This window comes from Brevundimonas naejangsanensis, from assembly GCF_003627995.1.
Lineage (GTDB): Bacteria > Pseudomonadota > Alphaproteobacteria > Caulobacterales > Caulobacteraceae > Brevundimonas > Brevundimonas naejangsanensis_B.
In genome coordinates, this window is record NZ_CP032707.1 from 2,516,125 (window position 1) to 2,533,221 (window position 17,097).

Below are 17,097 nucleotides of genomic sequence, written 5' to 3' on the forward strand. Positions count from 1 at the left end.
GCGGCGCCGGGTGCGGCGCGCATCGTCGAAACGTCCTCACGCTCCAGCCCGACCAGGGCGCCGAGATCAAATTGGTCATGGAAGAAGACGCTAAGGCGTTGTTGACCGGAACAGCTGCGGCGGCAAGATCAACTTTGACACCGACGCCGATCGGCCGGGCGTGTCCTGCCACGGCAACGGCAAGCGCTCGTCCCAACGTGAAGGGAAGGCGTCCTGACGGCCGCCTTCGCCGGCAGCCACGGCTGGTTCTGGGGCAATCGCACCTGCGAACCGGTTCCCATCACCCTCAGGTCAGAGGGTGTCTACACTCAGGTCAAACGTCGCCTGACGGCAATCACAGCCTATGAGACGAGGGCCCGCCGCTGAGGCACGCCCTCTTTCTTCACGGGGCGCAGCGACGCTGCTTTGGCCACCGGCGGTGATTGTCGTCAATCACGACCGGGTGGACGTGCGCAACTCCAGCGGGGTCAGGACGCGTTCCTTCATTGAGGTGCTCATGATCCGGGTCCAGCTCATCGTGATGATGCAATAGATTCTGGGGATCATGGGCGGGCCAAACGGCCAGAGCCAGGAGCGTGCCGAAGCCGCACAGCGCCGCGAGCACCACGAAGGCAGCCTGTGGATCGGCCTCCGCTGACACCAATCCGGCCACCGGATAGGCGATCAGCCAGCAGGCGTGCGACAGGGCGAATTGGGCCGCAAACAAAGCGGGACGCTCTTCAGCCGTCGATGACCGCCGCAGTGCGCGCCCAGCAGGGGTAATGGTCAGGGAATAGCCGAAGCCCATGATGATCCAGAGCACGATCAGCATCGGGTAGCTGCGCGCGAACAGAGCGCCCGCGATCAGCACCGTCGTCATGAGCAACGCACCCGCGACCATGGTGCTGCGGTCCGTAGCTCGCTCCAGGGTCTTGGGCAGAAGCACGGCGGCCGTCATCGATCCGCCCCCGAAAGCCGCCAAGGCCCAGGCGGTGGCCTGTTGCGACAATCCGAAGTTCGACTGCACCAGGACGACCGTATTGACGAAGACCATGGCGCCGCCTGCCGCAGTCGCCAGGCTGACCGCGAGCAATCCACGCAGACGCGGTGTCAGCACGAACAACCTCACGCCCCCGGTCAGGCGGCGGAGGAACGGCAAGGTCTGAGCGACAGAGAATCGAGGCAGAATCGCGGTCACGACGAAGCCGGCGGATAGGATGAAGCCGAACGCCGTGCCGACGAACAGGCTGTGATAGCTGATAACCGAAAGCAGCACGGCCGCCAGGACGGGACTGGCGACGCTTTCCAGATCGGAAGCCAGGCGGGAAAGCGATAGGGCTTTGGTGTACTCACCCTCATCGTCAAGCAGGTCGGGAATCATGGCCTGGAACGCCGGTGTGAAGGCCGCGGAGGCGACAAAGAGCACCGTCATCAAGCCATAGACCTGCCAGGCTTCATTCACGAATGGCAGAAACGCGGCGACGGCTGCGCGCACCGCGTCCAACGAAACAAGTAAGGTCTTGCGCGGCAATTGGGCGGCCAGGGCGCTGGCGAAGGGCGCCACGCTGACATAGGCGATCATCTTGATCGCCAGGGCGACCCCAAGGACTTCACCGGCTCCAGCCCCCGCCAGCTCATGGGCGAGCAGGCCCAACGCCACGGTCGCCATGCCGGTGCCCAGCAGGGCCGCGACCTGGGCGATAAAAAGGTGGCGATAAGCGGCGTTCCGGAGCGGGGAGAACATCAAGTGGCTTTCAGCGCGGCGTTTAGGCGTTTGACTTATCCCTACCAGGGGGAAAGGTTAAACGCATGGCACACATCTCTCATGCGTCGCACCCGGAAATTATCAAACGCCTCAAGCGCGCCGAGGGGCATCTGCGCACAGTCGTTCAGATGATGGAGGACAAGCGGGCCTGCGTTGATCTCGCCCAACAGCTTCACGCCATTGAAAAGGCGGTCGCGGCTGCGAAGAAGACTCTAATCCACGACCACATCGACCACTGCCTGGCCCATGCCGCTGACGGCGAGCCGGTCGCGGCGAAGCAGGCGATGGCGGAGTTCCGCGCGGTGACGAAGTACCTGTAGTGGACAGACGTTCGGACGCGCGCGCGTCGCCTGCCAATTCACCGCTGGCGAAGCTAGGTGGCGTGCGCGCGGTCGCGGCCGTTTGCCGGGGAGACGCATCCGACGCCGCCTTGTCGTTAGAGTGCGCACGGTCAGTGAAACGAGGCCATGACCGTTTCCGCGATGTCTTTGGACCGCCTCGTTGACCTTGACGGGCCTGCTCCTCAGGTTTCTGCAGCGTGGCGGCCGTCCTCGGCGATGGGATCGCCGCCGCCTTGCTTCGCTGGCCGGGCCACTGCCCGCGCCGCGACTTCTCTTACTGCGCTCGGGTGCTTACGCCGTCACCTTGTCGCCCCTGTGGGGGTCACGGATAGAAGCTGATCAATCCCGATCTCTGCAATTTCCCTGAGGCGAGCCGGTCCCTCGCCCGCTCTCGCGCGTATCGCCAAGCTGTGCAGAAGCGCAGCTAAGAGCGGCGCTAATCCATGAGCTGCGCCAATCAGTTGACCTTCTCCCTCGGCCTTCCCGAGCCTCTCGGCGAGCAGGGTGTCTACTTCATCCAATGTGGCCGCAAGAACTGCCCTAATCTCCGGATCGTGCGCCGCTTCGGCCGGCGTAGTGCAGAAAACGAGGCAGCCAGGAGCAGAATTATCGCCGCCGGCGTAAACGTCGATGATCGCATCAAAGAAGGCTTTAACGGCCAAGCGTATGTTCGGTTGGGCAAGCGTCGCTTCGCCCCGAGAGCGGAGGTCGCTTCGGAAGAGCTCAATCGCAGCAAGATATAGGGACTTGCGGTCACCGAAAGCTGCACTGAGGCTTGGGCGGTGCACGCCCGCCGCCCGTGCTAGGTCCGCCATCGATGGGCTGGCAAAGCCTCGCATCCGGAAAAGATCCATCGCGCTGCGAAGCGCGCTTTCCGGATCGTACTTGCGGGGACGCCCGCCAGCTCCGCTTCGTCTTGTGCTGGCCCCCATATAAGTTCTCGCTCCGTGTTGTTTATGCCATTGTGCATTGACGCCGGCGCCGATGTTGGCTCCAGCCTTGGCGGATGGTCATGTGACCGTGCGCTTCTAAGGCTGTGCTTCAATCTCTGAGGTCCCGTCTTTCTCCTGAAACATGTTGGAATGGATCCGGGGGTGCCTTGCCGCCTGAAATCCCCGTCATGATCGCCGCCCGGGTGCCCTGGCGATGATTAGCTGTTTCAAACTTCAGCGCATCGATGACGCCATCGCGAGGAAAGCGCGTCAAAACCTGTTCAAGGCTTCTCTGCGTCAGCCGGCGTCGGCCGGCCCCGAATAGATCACAGAACGCACCCCGCGACAGGAGGTGAGCTTCCGCCCCGTGCCGTCTTTTCGACACCCAAGCATTCAAATGAAGAGCAATGGCATCCCCAACATTCCGTCCGAGTTCCGGTGGATGGCCTTTGGCGATCAGGTATTGGTGAACGCGTTCGCCGCCACTTATTGCGAAGCAACGAGCGCACAGGGTTGGTGAATGGTCATCAGTCAATCCGACGTCATGCAGTATGGCTGAGGCAAAGAAAATAGATTTATCAAACTCGATGCGTTCTTGTTTTGCGAGCATTGCGCCAAAGAAGTAGGTCCTCCAGCTATGGAGGATGAGTGCCTGCTGGTGCGTCGTGGTCGCCAGTTCTAATGCATCCGCGACAAGAGCGGTCTGCGGCGGCATTAAAGCTTCGAGGGGGGTATCCGTTGGGCGGAGCAATCCTAGCCGCTGTCCTAGAAAATCGAGCGTCTCAAGCATTTGCACATAGGCCAGATTGCCGAGCAGTCGGCATCTTTCGGCTGCTGCAAGTTCTCCTGCGTTCGCCTCGCCCCAGGCAAGCGTGCCCATTGCAGCCGGTTTGGCCTCGGATCGATTCATGTTGGCCCCCTAGTTTTGTTCCATCTCGCACGAAATACACCCAGGTGAGTTTTGTGCAAGTCGGAACAATATGGCTATGCGCCAAGGAACGACCGTTTCGTGCGAATTAGGCTCAGGAAGGTGCGGACTCGCGCTTCAGTCGTTCGAGAGGAGCCGGGCAGTTCGGATAGGAGAGCGCTATCGAAACGCTTGTCAGACTGGGACGTCGCCGTTGCCCGAAGACGGCGCGTCCCCGGTCCGCGCCCAGCGCCGCCGCGCCGATCATGGCGTGCACGCCCGTCGAACTGAACCAAGGTTGCCGAGGTTCGTTCAGCTCAAGGCCAGACACGGCCCCAGCCGCGGACACGCCGTTCGGTTGGCAGGCGGCTTGATCCAGAGGGTTTGCCCCCATGCTCAACATCACGCAAAAGCCCGTCACACGGACGGCCATCGCCTTGTCAACACTTTCCCTGCTCGCGGCTGGATGCGCGGGCGCGCTGAAACCCGGTGCGGTCCCGCGGGGTCAACCGATGGCCGGCATGCAGATGCCCCAGGCCGCCCAGGATCAGCGAATGATGGGCCAGGACCATGCGACGCCGCCGGGCATGAGCATGCCTCGGACACCCTTTACCGAGGCGGAAATGAGCATGCATCGCTCCATGATGATGGCGACAGACGTCAACACCCAGCGGACTTGGGCCAGGAAGATGATCGCCCATCATCGAGGAGCTATCGCGATGTCGCAGGCTCTGCTTGCGAGTGATGCGACCGATGCTGAAATACGTCGCATGGCTCAGGCGGTTATCGACGCGCAGACCAGAGAAGTCACGGAACTCGAATCCTGGCTTGCGCGCCATCCCGGCTGATCCTGTCAGCCCAGGCGAAGCCCGACATGCTGTAACCGTCAACGTGAGAAGCTCCTTCAGGGGCTACGGCCCGGAGGAGATAGGGCGCGTTTCGGCGTGTCCGCACAAGTGGTGCGGAACGGGCGGCATCTTGGAGAGCAGCCTACGCCTGCCCGCCTATACGCTGGCCAAGGCGGCGGCTTATGTGAAGGTGCGCAACGTCACAGTGTCGGCCAACATCGATAACCTGTTCGACGAGGAGTATTTCACCCCTTCGGCGGAGGTCTACAAGGAAGTCGCTGTCATGCCCCGCCTGCCGCGTATGTTCCGCGTGAACCTGGCCTATCGCTTCTAGGACCCAGATCCTTTCTGCCCGGCGGCCGGTCTTCCGGCCGCCGGGACGCCTTTCCGCGCCGTGTGCTGGGCGCATTTCGAACGAAATGAAGAGTAGGTTCGATGACGCATAACCTTCGTCTATCGCGTCGCGGCGCATTGGCTCTGGTGACCGGCGGCGCCGCGCTGGCCGGCCCTGTCGCTGCGCGTGAATCAGTCGATCCGGCTGCGTTCACACATGGGCTCGCGGCGGGTGATCCGACCCAGGACGGCTTCGTGATCTGGACCCGCGCGGTAGGGGAGGGGAGCGCCGTCGCTCTGCGCTGGGAGGTGGCGGAGGACGCCGGGTTCACCCGTGTCGTCCAATCCGGAACGACCCTGGCGAAGACGGCGCGCGACCACACGGCCAAGGTCGATGTCACAGGTCTTCACTCTGGCCGGGAGTATTTCTATCGCTTCCATAGCGCGGACGCCGTCTCGCCCGCCGGGCGCGCACGCACCCTGCCGTCAGGCGATGTCGAGCGCGCCCGTCTGGCCGTCGTGTCCTGCTCTCACTACGGCTTCGGCTATTTCAACGCTTATCGGGCCATCGCCGAACTGGAGGAACCGGTGGACGCCGTCGTCCACCTCGGCGACTATATTTATGAATACGGCGTCGACGGCTATGGCGGGCCTGAGAGCCGCGCCTTGGGGCGCGAGCACGATCCGGCGCATGAGATTCTCACCCTGGACGACTACCGCCGCCGCTTCGCCCAGTACCGCGCCGACCCGGACCTGCAGGCCGCTCACGCCCGCGCCGCCTTCATCACCGTCTGGGACGACCACGAGACGGCCAACAACAGTTGGATGGGCGGGTCATCGGCGCATAACGAAGATACAGAAGGCCCTTGGGATCGGCGTCGCGATGCGGCGATCCAGGCCTATTTTGAATGGCTGCCCATGCGCGACCCGGCGCCTGGACGCCCGGCTCATGTGCTGAACCGCGTCTATGACTTCGGCGATCTGCTGTCCCTGATCGCGGTCGAGACGCGCCTGACCGGCCGCACCCAGGCGCCCAGCGCCTCGCGCGAGATGATCTTTGACGCCGAGGGCCGCCCCGACGCCGCCCGCTTCGAGGCTGCGGTGCTGAACCGCCCCGAACGCTCCATGATGGGCGCGACGCAGGAAGCGTGGCTGGAGGACGCCCTGACCGCCTCCGTCCAGCGCGGAACAGCGTGGCAGATGTTGGCCAATCAAGTCATCGTGGCCCGGATGCGGGCGCCCGACTTCATGTCCATCTTGCCGGACGAGATGCTCGAAGAAGCGCTTTCGCGGCCGGGCTCGCGCCGGTGGCTGGAAAGCACGCGCCTGGGCCTGCCGATCAATCTGGATGCGTGGGATGGTTATCCGGCGGCGCGCCTTCGTCTGTATGACGCCGCCCGTCGCAGTGGAGCCAATCTGGCTGTTCTGAGCGGCGATACCCATATGTTCTGGGGCAACCGTCTGCATGATCCGCGCGACGATAGTTTCATCGGAGTGGAATTCGGCGTGGGCAGCGTCACGTCGCCGGGCGGATATGAAACCATCAGCCCGGACCCGCGCATCTATGAGATCGCCGAGACAGCCCTGGTGGCCAGGAATCCCGACGTGCGCTTCGCCCATGTCCGGGACCATGGTTTCCTGATTGTGGAGATCACCCGCACAGCCTTGCGCTGTGATTATCATCAGGTCGCGGACATCAAGACCCGCGATGGCAGGGCCACGCGCTTCGCCTGCATCACGACCGACCGGGCAGGCGGCTTCAATGTCGGGGAAGGCTGAGATGCGGCGCGCCTTTCTCAGCGCTTTCATCGGGCTTGCCCTGGCCGGGTGCGCCGCCACTTCGGACGCTGGCAGGGACATCACCCTGTGGCAGGGTTATGCCGACCACCCCAAGGGCTATCTTGCACCCGCGGCCGGGTTTGAAGCCCTGGCCTTCCTGCCGCCGCCGCCGCAGGCAGGCTCTCTGCGTGCTCAAAATGACGTTTCGGTCTATCGTGAAACCCGCGCTCTGGAAGGCTATCCGCGATGGGCTCAAGCGGCCGCTGACGCCGAAATCGTCACGCCAGCCGCTCCGCGCGTGTTCAGCGAGGCGCTCGGCAGCCCCTTCGATCCACAACAGACTCCGGCTCTCGCCCTGCTGCTGGGACGGCTTCATGCCGACCTGGAAGCCGTTCAGGCCTCGGCCAAGGCAACCTATGCTCGCTCGCGGCCCTTCGTGGCCGAACCGGCGAACATCTGCATCGAGGCCGAGCCCTGGCTGGCCCAAAGCGGGTCCTATCCGTCCGGCCACGCAGCCATAGGCTGGGCCTGGGCGCTGGTGCTGGCGGAATTGGCGCCGGATCGAGCCGAGGAGATTCTCGCCCGGGGACTGGCCTATGGCGACAGTCGCGTCATCTGCGGCGTCCACTACGTCAGCGATGTCGAGGCGGGACGTTTGGTCGGCGCAGCACTCGTCGCACGGCTCAAGGCCGAGCCTGAGTTCCAGCGCGACTTCGGACGCGCCAGAGGCGAACTGACGACGTCGAACGCCAAGAGCTCGCAATAGACCCGGACTGTAAGCCAGGCGTCACATCCTGCTGCTACGCTTGCCGATGGCGGTGTCTCGAGAACGCGCGGAATGGGTCGGGAAGTCTTCCCCACGAGAACGCCTTGCGCGCCTGGTTAGCGCGTCATGGCCGGCGACACCCACGCCTTCTGGGTCAATGAGCTCAAGGACGCCAGCGGTGCGCGTCGCGCCGTCGAGTTCGGGACCAGCGCCGTCTCCAGCCCTTCGATCGGCGGCGTTCTGGGCGGGTTCCCGCTGTACGCGGCGCTGGTGCAGGCCAACGACGAGGTCGTATTCTGCGATCAGTCGGCCAAAGGCTTCATCGTGCTGATCTGACGCAAACCGCTGAAGCGCGGTTGGTCCATGTCTCGACCATTCTGGCCAAGCCCTTCGAGGTCGTAGTGATTAAGCGCTTCCGCCTGGACCTGAACAGCGGTCTGACGGACGACACCGCCCTGGCGGCGCCCTAGCCGTCGTCTCCGAATCCCGGGGGGCGACCGGGTTTCCGCTCTGACCAGCCTGGGCAGGGTGCGGCTTCAGGCGGATGCGGTGCGCGCGTTCCTCCAAGAGGGCGTTCCTTTCGTAGAGGCAGGCCAGCTGCAGCAAGCGAAGCCGTGAGACCTCGGATGACGCCACGGGCGCGCGTCAACGCCGCCCAGGAAAACGACAGCGAGCGCGCCGAGCCGGAAGCCAGTCATTGGCTGCTGGGCTCGAAGTCCGGCGCGGCGGGCTCGCTCCACTGCGATCTCTGGCGCGGTCGGGTGATTGAGCTGGCGGGCCTGACGCCATCGCAATCTTTCCGGTTGGCGGGTGGTGGAAGTCCCATTCAGGACAAAGGCGCGGCGACGAACGGGCACGCTACAGCCTGCTGATCAGCCTTTTCGCGCGGAGATCGCTCTGGACATCAATGCAAGGCTAGCAGCGTGCTGCATTAGCGGGCCCTCGGCATGTCTTGAAATAATTTCATGATAAAAACTTGAGACATGATCTGAATATCAATTCGAGATTTGATGTTTTCTCTCTGAAGGATGTGCGCGTTCTGCATGAGCGGTCAGGATTGAGCCGAGTAGGCGATCCCAGGCAGCGAGGGCTGCGCGTTTCTCCGACATGAAATCATAGAGGGCATAGGTCGACAGGGTTACGGAGGCGGCTCCGCCTTTTTCACTCGTGTGATTGAGAAGCCGACCAATGACAAAGGGCGAAATCCGAAGGCGTTCGCTCGCCATCATGGTGGCGGCTGTCCGCCTCAGGTCGTGGGGGGTGAGGCAGGGGAGAGCCAGGGCGGATCTGACGTCCCGTAGGGAGCGGGTGAGCGAAGCCGGTGAGAGCGACTTGTCACGATCCCATCGTGCGGGAAAGACGAACCGAGATGGGGTAGCGTGGCCGGCGTCGGCGAGGCTGATCGCTTCGCGAATGAGTTCGACCGCGCTCGGTGAAAGCGGCACCAGGGTGGGGCGTCCGTTCTTGGTTCGAGAGCCCGGTATCGACCAAACCGCTTGATCGAGGTCGACCTCAGTCCGCATCATGCCGGCGATCTCATGACGACGTTGGAGGGTCAGCAGGAGCAGCTTGATCGCCAGTCCGACGGGGCGACTGACATAGACTCGTTGGTTGGCGCGGCGGGTTCCTGTTGCGCTGACCAGGCTTTCGGGATCATCAAGGGCGGCCCAGATTGACCTGATTTCCTCATCCTTCAATACGCGGTCGCGTGGAACTTCGCTTCCCTGAGCCGGAACCCGGGACACCGGGTTGAAGGCAGCGGCCTCCGCTTCGAGGATGGCGTAGTTGAACATCTGACGGATCTGGGCGCGGACGCGGTTTGAGCTCGTGTCCTGTCCTTTCGCCAGAAGCTTGCGCAAGAGTTCCTTGATAGCAGCGGGGGTCACGTCCTCCAGTCGGAGCGAACCCAGCGCAGGCTCGATATGCTTGGTCCAGAGCCATTTCTCGGCTGCGATTGTCGAAGGCCGCTTGCGCTTACCGCGTGGCTTCCATTCGCCCCGATCTGTCGCGTCGAAATAGGCGACGCTGAGATCTCGAAATGTCTTGATGGTCTGTGATTGTCGCTCGACCCTCTTGCGGCGCTTTTCGCCGGCGGGATCGACGCCGTCTATCGCCTGCAGGCGCGCCTGGGCGCAACGTTTGCGAGCCTCGACCAACGAGACGTCGGGGTACAGACCAAGACTTAAGCGACGTTTGTCGCCGTTCTCGGTCCGGTAGCGGAACGTCCACGCCTTCCGTCCGGTTTCGCTCACCCGCAACATGAGGCCCGCGCCTCGCGGGTTTTCATCATGGACGTCAAGGCGCTTTCCGGGGGGAGCGGAAACCGATGCGACGAATTTGTCTGTCAATCGGACCTTGGGCATGGCGTCAGTGTTGCAGATTTGGCCTTGGACCCCAAGTCATTTTGGGGTCCATATGGGGTCCAAAAAGCTGAAGCAGTCTGCATGCGGCTGAGACCGACTGAAACAATATCCCCTAAGAAAACAATATATTAGAGGTGAGGGTCGAAACCGCTTGCAACCCAATGAAACCGGTACTTTGTCTGACTTTTAATCAGAGGGTCCCCGGTTCGAGCCCGGGGGGCGTACCATTCCCCTTTCAATCGTTATCGAAGACGCAGGGCTCCATGCCCGGCGAAGGCTTGGCTTTGGCGGCTGGGCCATGATTTAACAGAACCATGCGTCAGATTCCGGTTCCCGTCATCGCTCTTTCGTTGCTGCTCGGCGGATGCAACGCCGGGGCCTCGGCCAAGGGCGGGGTCGAGCAGGTGGGGGCCGGTCTGGGCGGCGCCGTGACCGCACCGCTGGAAGACCTGAACCTGCGGCGTCAGGAGATTCCGACGGTCCTGCTGCAGGCGGAGTCCAACCCCTACGACCTGCGCAACATGAACCGCTGCGCCACCATCGCGGCCGAGATCGCCCGCCTGGACGAGGCCTTGGGGCCCGATGCGGACGCGCCGCCGTCGCAGGACGGTTCCTTCATCAGCGAGCGGGCCGCCGCCGCCGCCGCCGGGGCCACGCTCGACGCCGTTCGCGGCACGATGACGGACTTCATTCCGGCGCGCGGCTGGGTGCGCCGACTGTCCGGCGCCGACGCCCACAGCAAGCACGTCCAGTCCGCCATTCAGGCAGGGTTGCGTCGGCGCTCCTTCCTGAAAGGGGTGGGGATGCAGCGAAACTGCGCCCCGCCCGCCGCGCCGGCCGGGTTCGTTCCGCGTCGCAGCTAGGCCTTCAGGTGCCGGGCGCGGAAGTCGCGACGGAACTGCTCGAACCGGCCTTCGCTGATCGCCTCGCGCATGGCCGCGGTCAGGGCCTGGAAGAAGGCGATGTTGTGCCAGCTCAGCAGGATCTTGCCGAGAATCTCATCTGCGCGGATCAGGTGGTGCAGATAGGCCTTTGAATAGTCCTGTGAAGCCGGGCAGGGGACGCCCGGGTCCAGCGGGTCCTGATCCTCGGCGAAGCGGGCGTTCTTGAGGTTCAGCGGGCCGTCCCAGGTCCAGGCCTGGCCGTGACGCCCGGCGCGGGTCGGCAGGACGCAGTCGAACATGTCGACGCCGCGATAGACCGCCTCGACCAGGTCGATGGGCTTGCCGACGCCCATCAAATAGCGCGGCCGGTCCTTGGGCAGGAACTCGGGGGCGAAGTCCAGCACCTCGCACATGGCCTCATGGCCCTCGCCGACGGCCAGACCGCCGATGGCGTAGCCGTCGAAGCCGATCTCCTGCAGGCGCTCGGAGGACTCGCGGCGCAGGTTTTCATAGGTCGAACCCTGCTGGATGCCGAACAGGGCCTGCGCATCGCGCGTGCCGAAGGCGTTCTTGGAGCGCTGGGCCCAGCGCGCCGACAACTCCATGCCCTCGCGAGCGCGCTTTTCTTCAGCGGGCCAGGCGACGCATTCGTCCAGCTGCATGACGATGTCGGAGCCGAGCCGGTCGGCCTGGATCTGGATCGAGCGCTCGGGCGTCAGGATGTGCTTGGAGCCGTCGATGTGGCTGGAGAAGGTCACGGCCTCCTCGGTCAGCTTGGAGATGCCTGACAGGCTCATGACCTGGAAGCCGCCGGAGTCCGTCAGGATCGGCTTGTCCCAGCGCATGAAGTTGTGCAGCCCGCCGAGGCGCTCCATCCGCTCCGGTCCGGGGCGCAGCATCAGGTGGTAGGTGTTGCCCAGCAGGATGTCCGCGCCGGTCTGCTTGACCTGATCCACCGTCATCGCCTTGACGGTGGCGGCGGTGCCGACGGGCATGAAGGCGGGGGTGCGGATGTCGCCGCGCGGGGTCTTCAGCACCCCGGTGCGGGCGCGGCCTTCGGTGGCGAAAATGTCAAACGGGAAGGGCAACAGAGACTCCGCTCATCCCGGCCGACGCCGGAATCCAGTGAGAGCCGCAGACGGGCGGCGTGTTTCGAGACTGCTCAACCACGGAACGGCACGCCCTGTCACCCCTGGCGTCGTCATCCCGGCCTTGAGCCGGGATCGCGACAAGCGTCACGTTCAGCGTTGCGGTTTGAGCGGTCCCGGATAACGGCTTCGCCGTTTCCGGGATGACGGGCGCAAGAGTTAGCGCAGGCTTTCCAGCATTTCCGCGCGTTGCAGGTCCTTGGGGCGGCCGAACAGGCGGCAGGTCTCGATCTGCTCGTTGATCGAGGGCGTGAAGACGGTGAAGTCCTCGACCGCGATGGGCAGGCGGGTCGAGAAGGTCACCGGAACCCAGTCGCCGCCGGCCCGCACGTCCATGCCCGCCATGACGTCGAGCGGCACCGGGGTGGTCAGGATCTGGCCGAACACCTGCGACCGGAACAGGCCCTCGCCGGGATCCTCGACCACCTGGCCGTACAGGCCCTCGATCAGGCGGCGCGCGTCGCGCGGGCTGCACATCACGTCGATGTCGGGCGCGCGCCAGTCGCGTAGCCCCCATAGCATCATCGCTGCCCCGCCGAAGACCCACCACGGGTCCTGAAGCTCGCTCGCCGCCGAGGCGAGGATGTCCAGGGCCGTGATGAAATCGTCGGGCAGGTCGTCGGTCATGCGTCCTTCCTGAACAGCAGGCTCCCGTCGCCATAGGAATAGAAGCGATAGCCGCTGTCGATAGCGTGGGCATAGGCGGCGCGCATGGTCTCCAGCCCGGCGAAAGCGCTGACCAGCATGAACAGGGTCGACTTCGGCAGGTGGAAGTTGGTCATCAGCACGTCGCAGGCGCGGAAGCGGTAGCCCGGCGTGATGAAGATGGCGGTGTCGCCGTGGAAGGGCTGGACCATGCCGTCCTCTGTCGTGGCGCTTTCCAGCAGGCGAAGCGAGGTGGTGCCCACGCAGACGATGCGGCCGCCCGCCGCGCGCACGGCGTTCAGGGCGGCGGCGGTCTCGGCCGAGACCTCGCCCCACTCGGAGTGCATCTTGTGGTCGGCGGTGTCGTCCGCCTTGACCGGCAGGAAGGTGCCGGCGCCGACGTGCAGGGTCACGGCGTGGGTTGCGACGCCCCGAGCGCGGATCGCGTCCAGCAGGGCGGGCGTGAAGTGCAGACCCGCCGTCGGGGCGGCGACCGAGCCGTCATAGGTCGCGAAGACCGTCTGATAGTCCTTCAGGTCGCGGTCGTCCTCGGGCCGCTTGGCCGCGATATAGGGGGGCAGGGGCATGACCCCGACCTCGCGGATGACGTCGTCCAGCGCCGGTCCAGCCAGATCGAAGCGCAGGGTGACCAGGCCGTCCTCGCCCTTGGCGGTGATCTCGGCGTCGATCTGGCCCAGGAAGCAGGCGTTGTCTTCCTCGCGCCCGAAGCGCACCCGGTCGCCGATCTTCAACCGCTTGCCCGGCTTCATGAAGGCGGACCAGGCGTCAGGCGCATCGCGGTGGTGGAGGGTCGCCTCGACCGGAACCGACAGAAGCTCGCCTTCCGGCCCCGTGCGGTGGCGCACGCCTGACAGCCTCGCGGGGATCACGCGCGTGTCGTTGAACACGAGGGCGTCGCCCGGCTGCAGGAAGTCCGGCAGGTCGCGGATGATCCGATCCTGCAGGTCGCCATCCTTCACGACCAGAAGGCGCGCGGAATCGCGCGGGTCGGCGGGGCGCAGGGCGATGCACGCCTCGGGCAGGTCGAAGTCGAAATCGGATGTCCGCATGGTGCGGGGAATGCTCATGCCCCGCCTTTCCGGTCAAGCGAGGCGCCAGAGAAACGGCCGGCTGGCCAATCACGCAGAAGCCTCTATGTCATCGGCCGAAGTAGGGAGTTGCGCATGACCGATCGCTATCTGGATGACCTCGCCGTCGGCGAAGCCTGGGAGGGGGAGCCCTTCACCATCACCGAGGAAGAGATCGTCGCCTTCGCCGAGCAGTTCGACCCCCAGCCCATGCACATCGACAAGGCGGCTGCCGAGGCGGGCCGGTTCGGCGGCCTGATCGCCAGCGGCTGGCATGTCTGCGCGCGGGTCATGCGCGAATACGTCGATGTCGGCTATTTCGGCGCCACGCCCATGCTGGGCATCAGCATCGACGACCTGCGCTGGTTGCGCCCGGTACGGCCCGGCGACACGCTCACGGTCCGTCGCGAAATCCTGGCCATCACTCCGTCGCAGAGCCGCCCTGACCGGGGAACGGTCAAGACCAGAACCTGGGTCCGCAATCAGGACGGCGACGTCGTCATGACCTTCGAGAACCTGATGCAGTTCCCCAAGGACGCCTCGGTGCGGCTCTGATCGTCCCGCCGCGGTTGACCGCGGGCGCGCAAGGCTTCAAAGCCCGTTCATGCTACAGAACCTCGAAACCCTGTCCCGTGAGGCCCGTTCGTGGCCGTTTGAGCAAGCGCGCAACCTGCTGGCCCACGTGCTCAAAAAACGGCTGTCTGACGCGGAGCGCGATGCCGCGAAACTGCTGATCGACGCGGGCAAGACGGACGAGGCTCTGGCCACCTTCGAGGCGCTGAACAAGCCGGTGATCCTTGAGACGGGTTATGGCCCATCGGGCCTGCCGCACATGGGCACCTTCGGCGAGGTGGCGCGCACGACCATGGTGCGCAACGCGTTTCGCGCACTGACCGGCGATCATTGGGCCACGCGCCTGATCGCCTTCAGCGACGATATGGACGGCCTGCGCAAGGTGCCGGAAGGCATCCCCAATCCGGAGATGCTGCGCGAAGACCTGCATTTGCCGCTGACCAGGGTGCGCGATCCGTTCGGCACGCACGACAGCTTTGGCGCGCACAATAACGCCCGCCTGCGCGCCTTCCTCGACAGCTTTGGCTTTGACTATGAGTTCATGTCCTCGACCGAGACCTATCGGTCGGGTCGGTTCGATACGGCCCTGCTGACCATGCTGGAGCGTTTCGACAAGGTCATGGGCATCATGTTGCCGACCCTGGGCGAAGAGCGCCGGGCCACCTATTCGCCCTTCCTGCCGATCAGCCCGATCACCGGCCATGTGCTGCAGGTGCCGACGCTGGAGCGCAACGTCGAGCGCGGCACCATCGTCTTTGACGATCCCGCAGGCGGCCGTACCGAGGTTCCTGTCACCGGCGGCCATGTAAAGCTGCAGTGGAAGCCCGACTGGGCCATGCGCTGGACGGCGCTGGATGTCGATTATGAGATGTCGGGCAAGGACCTGATCGAGAGCGTGCGCGAGTCGTCCAAGCTGTGCCGCGCCATCGGCGGAGTTCCCCCGGAAGGTTTCAACTACGAGCTCTTCCTCGACGTCGAAGGTAAGAAGATCTCCAAGTCCAAGGGCAATGGCCTGACGATGGAGGAGTGGCTGCGCTACGGCACGCCCGAGAGCCTGAGCTGGTACATGTTCCAGTCGCCGAAGTCGGCCAAGAGCCTGCACTTCAACGTCATTCCGCGCGCGACCGACGACTATCTGTCCTTCATCGAGCAGTACAAGACGCAGGAACCGGCCAAGCAGATCGACAACGCCGTCTGGCACATCCACTCGGGCCAGCCGCCCGAGAGCGCCTCGCCGGTGTCCTTCGCCCTGCTGCTGAACCTGGTGGGCGTGGCCAACGCCTCGACCAAGGACCAGCTGTGGGCCTATTTCGCCAAATACCTGCCCGACGCCACGCCCGAGAGCGAGCCGGTGCTGGATCGCCTCATGGGCTATGCGCTGAACTACTACGAGGACTTCGTGAAGCCCTCGAAGACCTATCGTCTGCCCGACGACAAGGAGAAGGCAGCGCTGCTGGACCTGGCGGAAAGGCTGAAGGCTCTGCCGAGCGATACGACCGACGGCGAGGTCATCCAGTCCGAGGTCTATGCAGTGGGCAAGGAACACGCCTTCGACCCGCTGCGGGCCTGGTTCGGCGCCTTGTATGAGGTGCTGCTGGGCGCGTCCCAGGGGCCGCGTTTCGGATCCTTCGCCGCCATCTACGGTCTGCCGCAGACGATCGAACTGATCGAAAAAGGCGCCAGTGGCGCCTTGGCCGAAGGGTGAATGTTTCGGGCCGTCGAAATCTCGGCGGCCCGTTTTCCTGTCGGGGTGGATCAGGCCGTGAACAGGGCGCCGACCAGGGAGGCGAAGGCCAAGGTCAAGAGCAGGCCCTCGAACGGGGACAGCAGCCAGATTGAACGTCGATGGCGTCGGGTTCGGGTGCTGGGAACCATGATTTTTGCTCGCATTCCATAATGATCTGCAAGGCGAGCTCGGGAGAGCCTGAGATCGGCAGCGGCTGGCCGTAAAGGCTGCGCCACAGCACATCCAGCGCCACATCTGCTTTGCCGAGATCGCCCATGGGTCTATTCCGCACGACAAAGCGGTCTCTGCCCATCCCCCTAATTGGGGAGGAAATGAACAATATTCGTTTTTCGTTAAACGCTTAGGCGCGGATGGCGTGGCCGTCGGCCGGGCGGAAGCCGAGAAATATGAACCGAATATAACGGTGCGGCTGGGCGAGCCTTCAGCTTGGCCGAGGCATTCTCGCTCCATCGACAACTCGATGACAGGAGAGCCCTATGTCGAAGACCTTCAAGGCGGGTTTGGCCGCCACCGCTATGTTCGCCGCCCTGAGCGCCGCCGCCGTTCCGATGAGCGCCAGCGCCATGCCCCAGGCCAACGGGATCACCAACTGCGACGCGCCGGGTGGCCGTCAACAGGCAGGCGCCGCCATCGGCGCCGTTCTGGGCGGCCTGGCCGGCAGCCAGGTGTCCAAGAATGAGCGCGCTCTGGGTGCGGTGGTCGGCGCCGGCGCCGGCGCGGCGGCCGGCTCCTACATCGGCTGCAACCAGCAGCGCACGCGCGCCGCCGCCCAGGCCAACGCCAACATGTATCGCGCCACCTCCAACCTGCGCATCCGCACCGGGCCGGGCACGCAGTATCGCCAGGCCGGCAGCTTGTCGGCCGGCCAGCCCTTCACGGCGGTGGGATCGCAGGGCGAATGGGTCCAGATCGCCGGCGGCGGCTGGGTCAACGCCCACTACGTCACCCGTAACTGATCGGCGGATTTCTCCCCCGCGTCGATTGGAACGAGGGCCGCCC

Annotated in this window: 18 protein-coding genes, 1 tRNA gene and 1 pseudogene; 12 read left to right on the top strand and 8 right to left on the bottom strand. The window is 64.5% G+C overall.

Translation table 11 applies throughout. The features are described from left to right. Positions 1–382: 382 nt before the first annotated feature. Positions 383–1,723 (bottom strand): MFS transporter, encoded by a 1,341-nt coding sequence (locus tag D8I30_RS11815; protein ID WP_121482918.1) that lies wholly within the window; start codon positions 1,721–1,723, stop codon positions 383–385. A gap of 65 nt (positions 1,724–1,788) precedes the next feature. On the opposite strand from D8I30_RS11815, the gene D8I30_RS11820 reads away from it, so the two are divergent. Next, positions 1,789–2,064, top strand: coding sequence for a metal-sensing transcriptional repressor (locus D8I30_RS11820; RefSeq protein ID WP_121482919.1), 276 nt, complete (start codon positions 1,789–1,791; stop codon positions 2,062–2,064). Between the two features lie 464 nt (positions 2,065–2,528). Beyond that, positions 2,529–2,828: a hypothetical protein gene (locus D8I30_RS14845; protein WP_240387235.1), complete on the top strand. Its 300-nt coding sequence runs from the start codon at positions 2,529–2,531 to the stop codon at positions 2,826–2,828. A gap of 45 nt (positions 2,829–2,873) precedes the next feature. Here the strand turns inward: D8I30_RS14845 and D8I30_RS15135 are convergent. Together D8I30_RS15135 and D8I30_RS11830 are read right to left on the bottom strand one after the other, a co-directional pair. Further along, a pseudogene (locus D8I30_RS15135) lies at positions 2,874–3,017 on the bottom strand (hypothetical protein); the annotation flags it as partial. Positions 3,018–3,126: 109 nt separating this feature from the next. After that, positions 3,127–3,927: an HD domain-containing protein gene (locus D8I30_RS11830; RefSeq protein ID WP_205570712.1), complete on the bottom strand. Its 801-nt coding sequence runs from the start codon at positions 3,925–3,927 to the stop codon at positions 3,127–3,129. A 389-nt stretch (positions 3,928–4,316) separates the two neighbouring features. On the opposite strand from D8I30_RS11830, the gene D8I30_RS11835 reads away from it, so the two are divergent. From D8I30_RS11835 to D8I30_RS14850, 5 genes are all read left to right on the top strand, one after another. Further along, complete coding sequence (locus D8I30_RS11835) at positions 4,317–4,772, top strand: DUF305 domain-containing protein (RefSeq protein WP_205570713.1); 456 nt, start codon at positions 4,317–4,319, stop codon at positions 4,770–4,772. Between the two features lie 130 nt (positions 4,773–4,902). After that, positions 4,903–5,106, top strand: a complete 204-nt coding sequence (locus D8I30_RS14500) for a TonB-dependent receptor (protein ID WP_162938895.1) — start codon at positions 4,903–4,905, stop codon at positions 5,104–5,106. A 101-nt stretch (positions 5,107–5,207) separates the two neighbouring features. After that, positions 5,208–6,884: an alkaline phosphatase D family protein gene (locus D8I30_RS11845; protein ID WP_121482924.1), complete on the top strand. Its 1,677-nt coding sequence runs from the start codon at positions 5,208–5,210 to the stop codon at positions 6,882–6,884. Next, complete coding sequence (locus tag D8I30_RS11850) at positions 6,868–7,650, top strand: acid phosphatase (protein WP_276118645.1); 783 nt, start codon at positions 6,868–6,870, stop codon at positions 7,648–7,650. Before D8I30_RS11845 ends, D8I30_RS11850 begins: the two co-directional genes overlap by 17 nt. 126 nt (positions 7,651–7,776) lie before the next feature. Further along, positions 7,777–7,986: an alkaline phosphatase D family protein gene (locus D8I30_RS14850; protein ID WP_240387236.1), complete on the top strand. Its 210-nt coding sequence runs from the start codon at positions 7,777–7,779 to the stop codon at positions 7,984–7,986. Positions 7,987–8,645: 659 nt separating this feature from the next. Here the strand turns inward: D8I30_RS14850 and D8I30_RS11860 are convergent. Continuing rightward, entirely contained in the window at positions 8,646–10,013 is a 1,368-nt protein-coding gene (locus D8I30_RS11860; RefSeq protein WP_121482926.1) for a tyrosine-type recombinase/integrase, read from the bottom strand. Between the two features lie 147 nt (positions 10,014–10,160). Here D8I30_RS11860 and D8I30_RS11865 point away from each other — a divergent pair. Continuing rightward, positions 10,161–10,240 (top strand) — tRNA-Lys (locus tag D8I30_RS11865). A gap of 87 nt (positions 10,241–10,327) precedes the next feature. Then, positions 10,328–10,876, top strand: a complete 549-nt coding sequence (locus D8I30_RS11870; protein WP_121482927.1) for a hypothetical protein — start codon at positions 10,328–10,330, stop codon at positions 10,874–10,876. Here the strand turns inward: D8I30_RS11870 and tgt are convergent. From tgt to queA, 3 genes are all read right to left on the bottom strand, one after another. Next, entirely contained in the window at positions 10,873–11,988 is a 1,116-nt protein-coding gene (tgt, locus tag D8I30_RS11875) for a tRNA guanosine(34) transglycosylase Tgt (RefSeq protein WP_121482928.1), read from the bottom strand. The genes D8I30_RS11870 and tgt overlap by 4 nt on opposite strands. 216 nt (positions 11,989–12,204) lie before the next feature. Beyond that, positions 12,205–12,672, bottom strand: a complete 468-nt coding sequence (locus D8I30_RS11880) for a hypothetical protein (protein ID WP_121482929.1) — start codon at positions 12,670–12,672, stop codon at positions 12,205–12,207. Next, positions 12,669–13,760 carry a tRNA preQ1(34) S-adenosylmethionine ribosyltransferase-isomerase QueA gene (gene queA, locus D8I30_RS11885; protein WP_121483519.1) on the bottom strand — a complete coding sequence of 364 codons (1,092 nt, stop codon included), beginning with the start codon at positions 13,758–13,760 and terminating at the stop codon, positions 12,669–12,671. Before queA ends, D8I30_RS11880 begins: the two co-directional genes overlap by 4 nt. Positions 13,761–13,874: 114 nt before the next feature. Here queA and D8I30_RS11890 point away from each other — a divergent pair, with 114 nt between their 5' ends. Beyond that, positions 13,875–14,333 carry a MaoC family dehydratase gene (locus tag D8I30_RS11890; protein ID WP_121482930.1) on the top strand — a complete coding sequence of 153 codons (459 nt, stop codon included), beginning with the start codon at positions 13,875–13,877 and terminating at the stop codon, positions 14,331–14,333. Positions 14,334–14,382: 49 nt separating this feature from the next. Further along, the gene (locus D8I30_RS11895) at positions 14,383–16,056 is read left to right on the top strand and encodes a lysine--tRNA ligase (protein WP_121482931.1); all 1,674 of its coding nucleotides are present in this window, start codon (positions 14,383–14,385) and stop codon (positions 16,054–16,056) included. A gap of 94 nt (positions 16,057–16,150) precedes the next feature. Here D8I30_RS11895 and D8I30_RS14595 read toward each other — a convergent pair whose 3' ends face one another. Then, positions 16,151–16,354, bottom strand: a complete 204-nt coding sequence (locus D8I30_RS14595) for a hypothetical protein (RefSeq protein WP_205570714.1) — start codon at positions 16,352–16,354, stop codon at positions 16,151–16,153. 220 nt (positions 16,355–16,574) lie between these two features. On the opposite strand from D8I30_RS14595, the gene D8I30_RS11905 reads away from it, so the two are divergent. After that, on the top strand, positions 16,575–17,054 hold the full coding sequence (locus tag D8I30_RS11905; protein ID WP_121482932.1) for an SH3 domain-containing protein: 480 nt from the start codon (positions 16,575–16,577) through the stop codon (positions 17,052–17,054). The last annotated feature ends 43 nt before the right edge of the window (positions 17,055–17,097 follow it).

Excerpts from the sequence above, each read along its gene's own strand:
- D8I30_RS11820 (WP_121482919.1), top strand. The coding sequence starts at position 1,789 with ATGGCACACATCTCTCATGCGTCGCACCCGGAAATTATCAAACGCCTC.
- D8I30_RS14850 (WP_240387236.1), top strand. The coding sequence starts at position 7,777 with ATGGCCGGCGACACCCACGCCTTCTGGGTCAATGAGCTCAAGGACGCC.
- D8I30_RS11895 (WP_121482931.1), top strand. The coding sequence starts at position 14,383 with ATGCTACAGAACCTCGAAACCCTGTCCCGTGAGGCCCGTTCGTGGCCG.
- D8I30_RS11850 (WP_276118645.1), top strand. The coding sequence starts at position 6,868 with ATGTCGGGGAAGGCTGAGATGCGGCGCGCCTTTCTCAGCGCTTTCATC.
- D8I30_RS11880 (WP_121482929.1), bottom strand. The coding sequence starts at position 12,672 with ATGACCGACGACCTGCCCGACGATTTCATCACGGCCCTGGACATCCTC.
- D8I30_RS14595 (WP_205570714.1), bottom strand. The coding sequence starts at position 16,354 with ATGGGCGATCTCGGCAAAGCAGATGTGGCGCTGGATGTGCTGTGGCGC.
- D8I30_RS11870 (WP_121482927.1), top strand. The coding sequence starts at position 10,328 with ATGCGTCAGATTCCGGTTCCCGTCATCGCTCTTTCGTTGCTGCTCGGC.
- queA (WP_121483519.1), bottom strand. The coding sequence starts at position 13,760 with ATGCGGACATCCGATTTCGACTTCGACCTGCCCGAGGCGTGCATCGCC.
- D8I30_RS11860 (WP_121482926.1), bottom strand. The coding sequence starts at position 10,013 with ATGCCCAAGGTCCGATTGACAGACAAATTCGTCGCATCGGTTTCCGCT.
- D8I30_RS11835 (WP_205570713.1), top strand. The coding sequence starts at position 4,317 with ATGCTCAACATCACGCAAAAGCCCGTCACACGGACGGCCATCGCCTTG.
- D8I30_RS14845 (WP_240387235.1), top strand. The coding sequence starts at position 2,529 with ATGAGCTGCGCCAATCAGTTGACCTTCTCCCTCGGCCTTCCCGAGCCT.
- D8I30_RS11905 (WP_121482932.1), top strand. The coding sequence starts at position 16,575 with ATGTCGAAGACCTTCAAGGCGGGTTTGGCCGCCACCGCTATGTTCGCC.
- D8I30_RS11830 (WP_205570712.1), bottom strand. The coding sequence starts at position 3,927 with ATGAATCGATCCGAGGCCAAACCGGCTGCAATGGGCACGCTTGCCTGG.
- D8I30_RS11815 (WP_121482918.1), bottom strand. The coding sequence starts at position 1,723 with ATGTTCTCCCCGCTCCGGAACGCCGCTTATCGCCACCTTTTTATCGCC.
- D8I30_RS11890 (WP_121482930.1), top strand. The coding sequence starts at position 13,875 with ATGACCGATCGCTATCTGGATGACCTCGCCGTCGGCGAAGCCTGGGAG.
- D8I30_RS11845 (WP_121482924.1), top strand. The coding sequence starts at position 5,208 with ATGACGCATAACCTTCGTCTATCGCGTCGCGGCGCATTGGCTCTGGTG.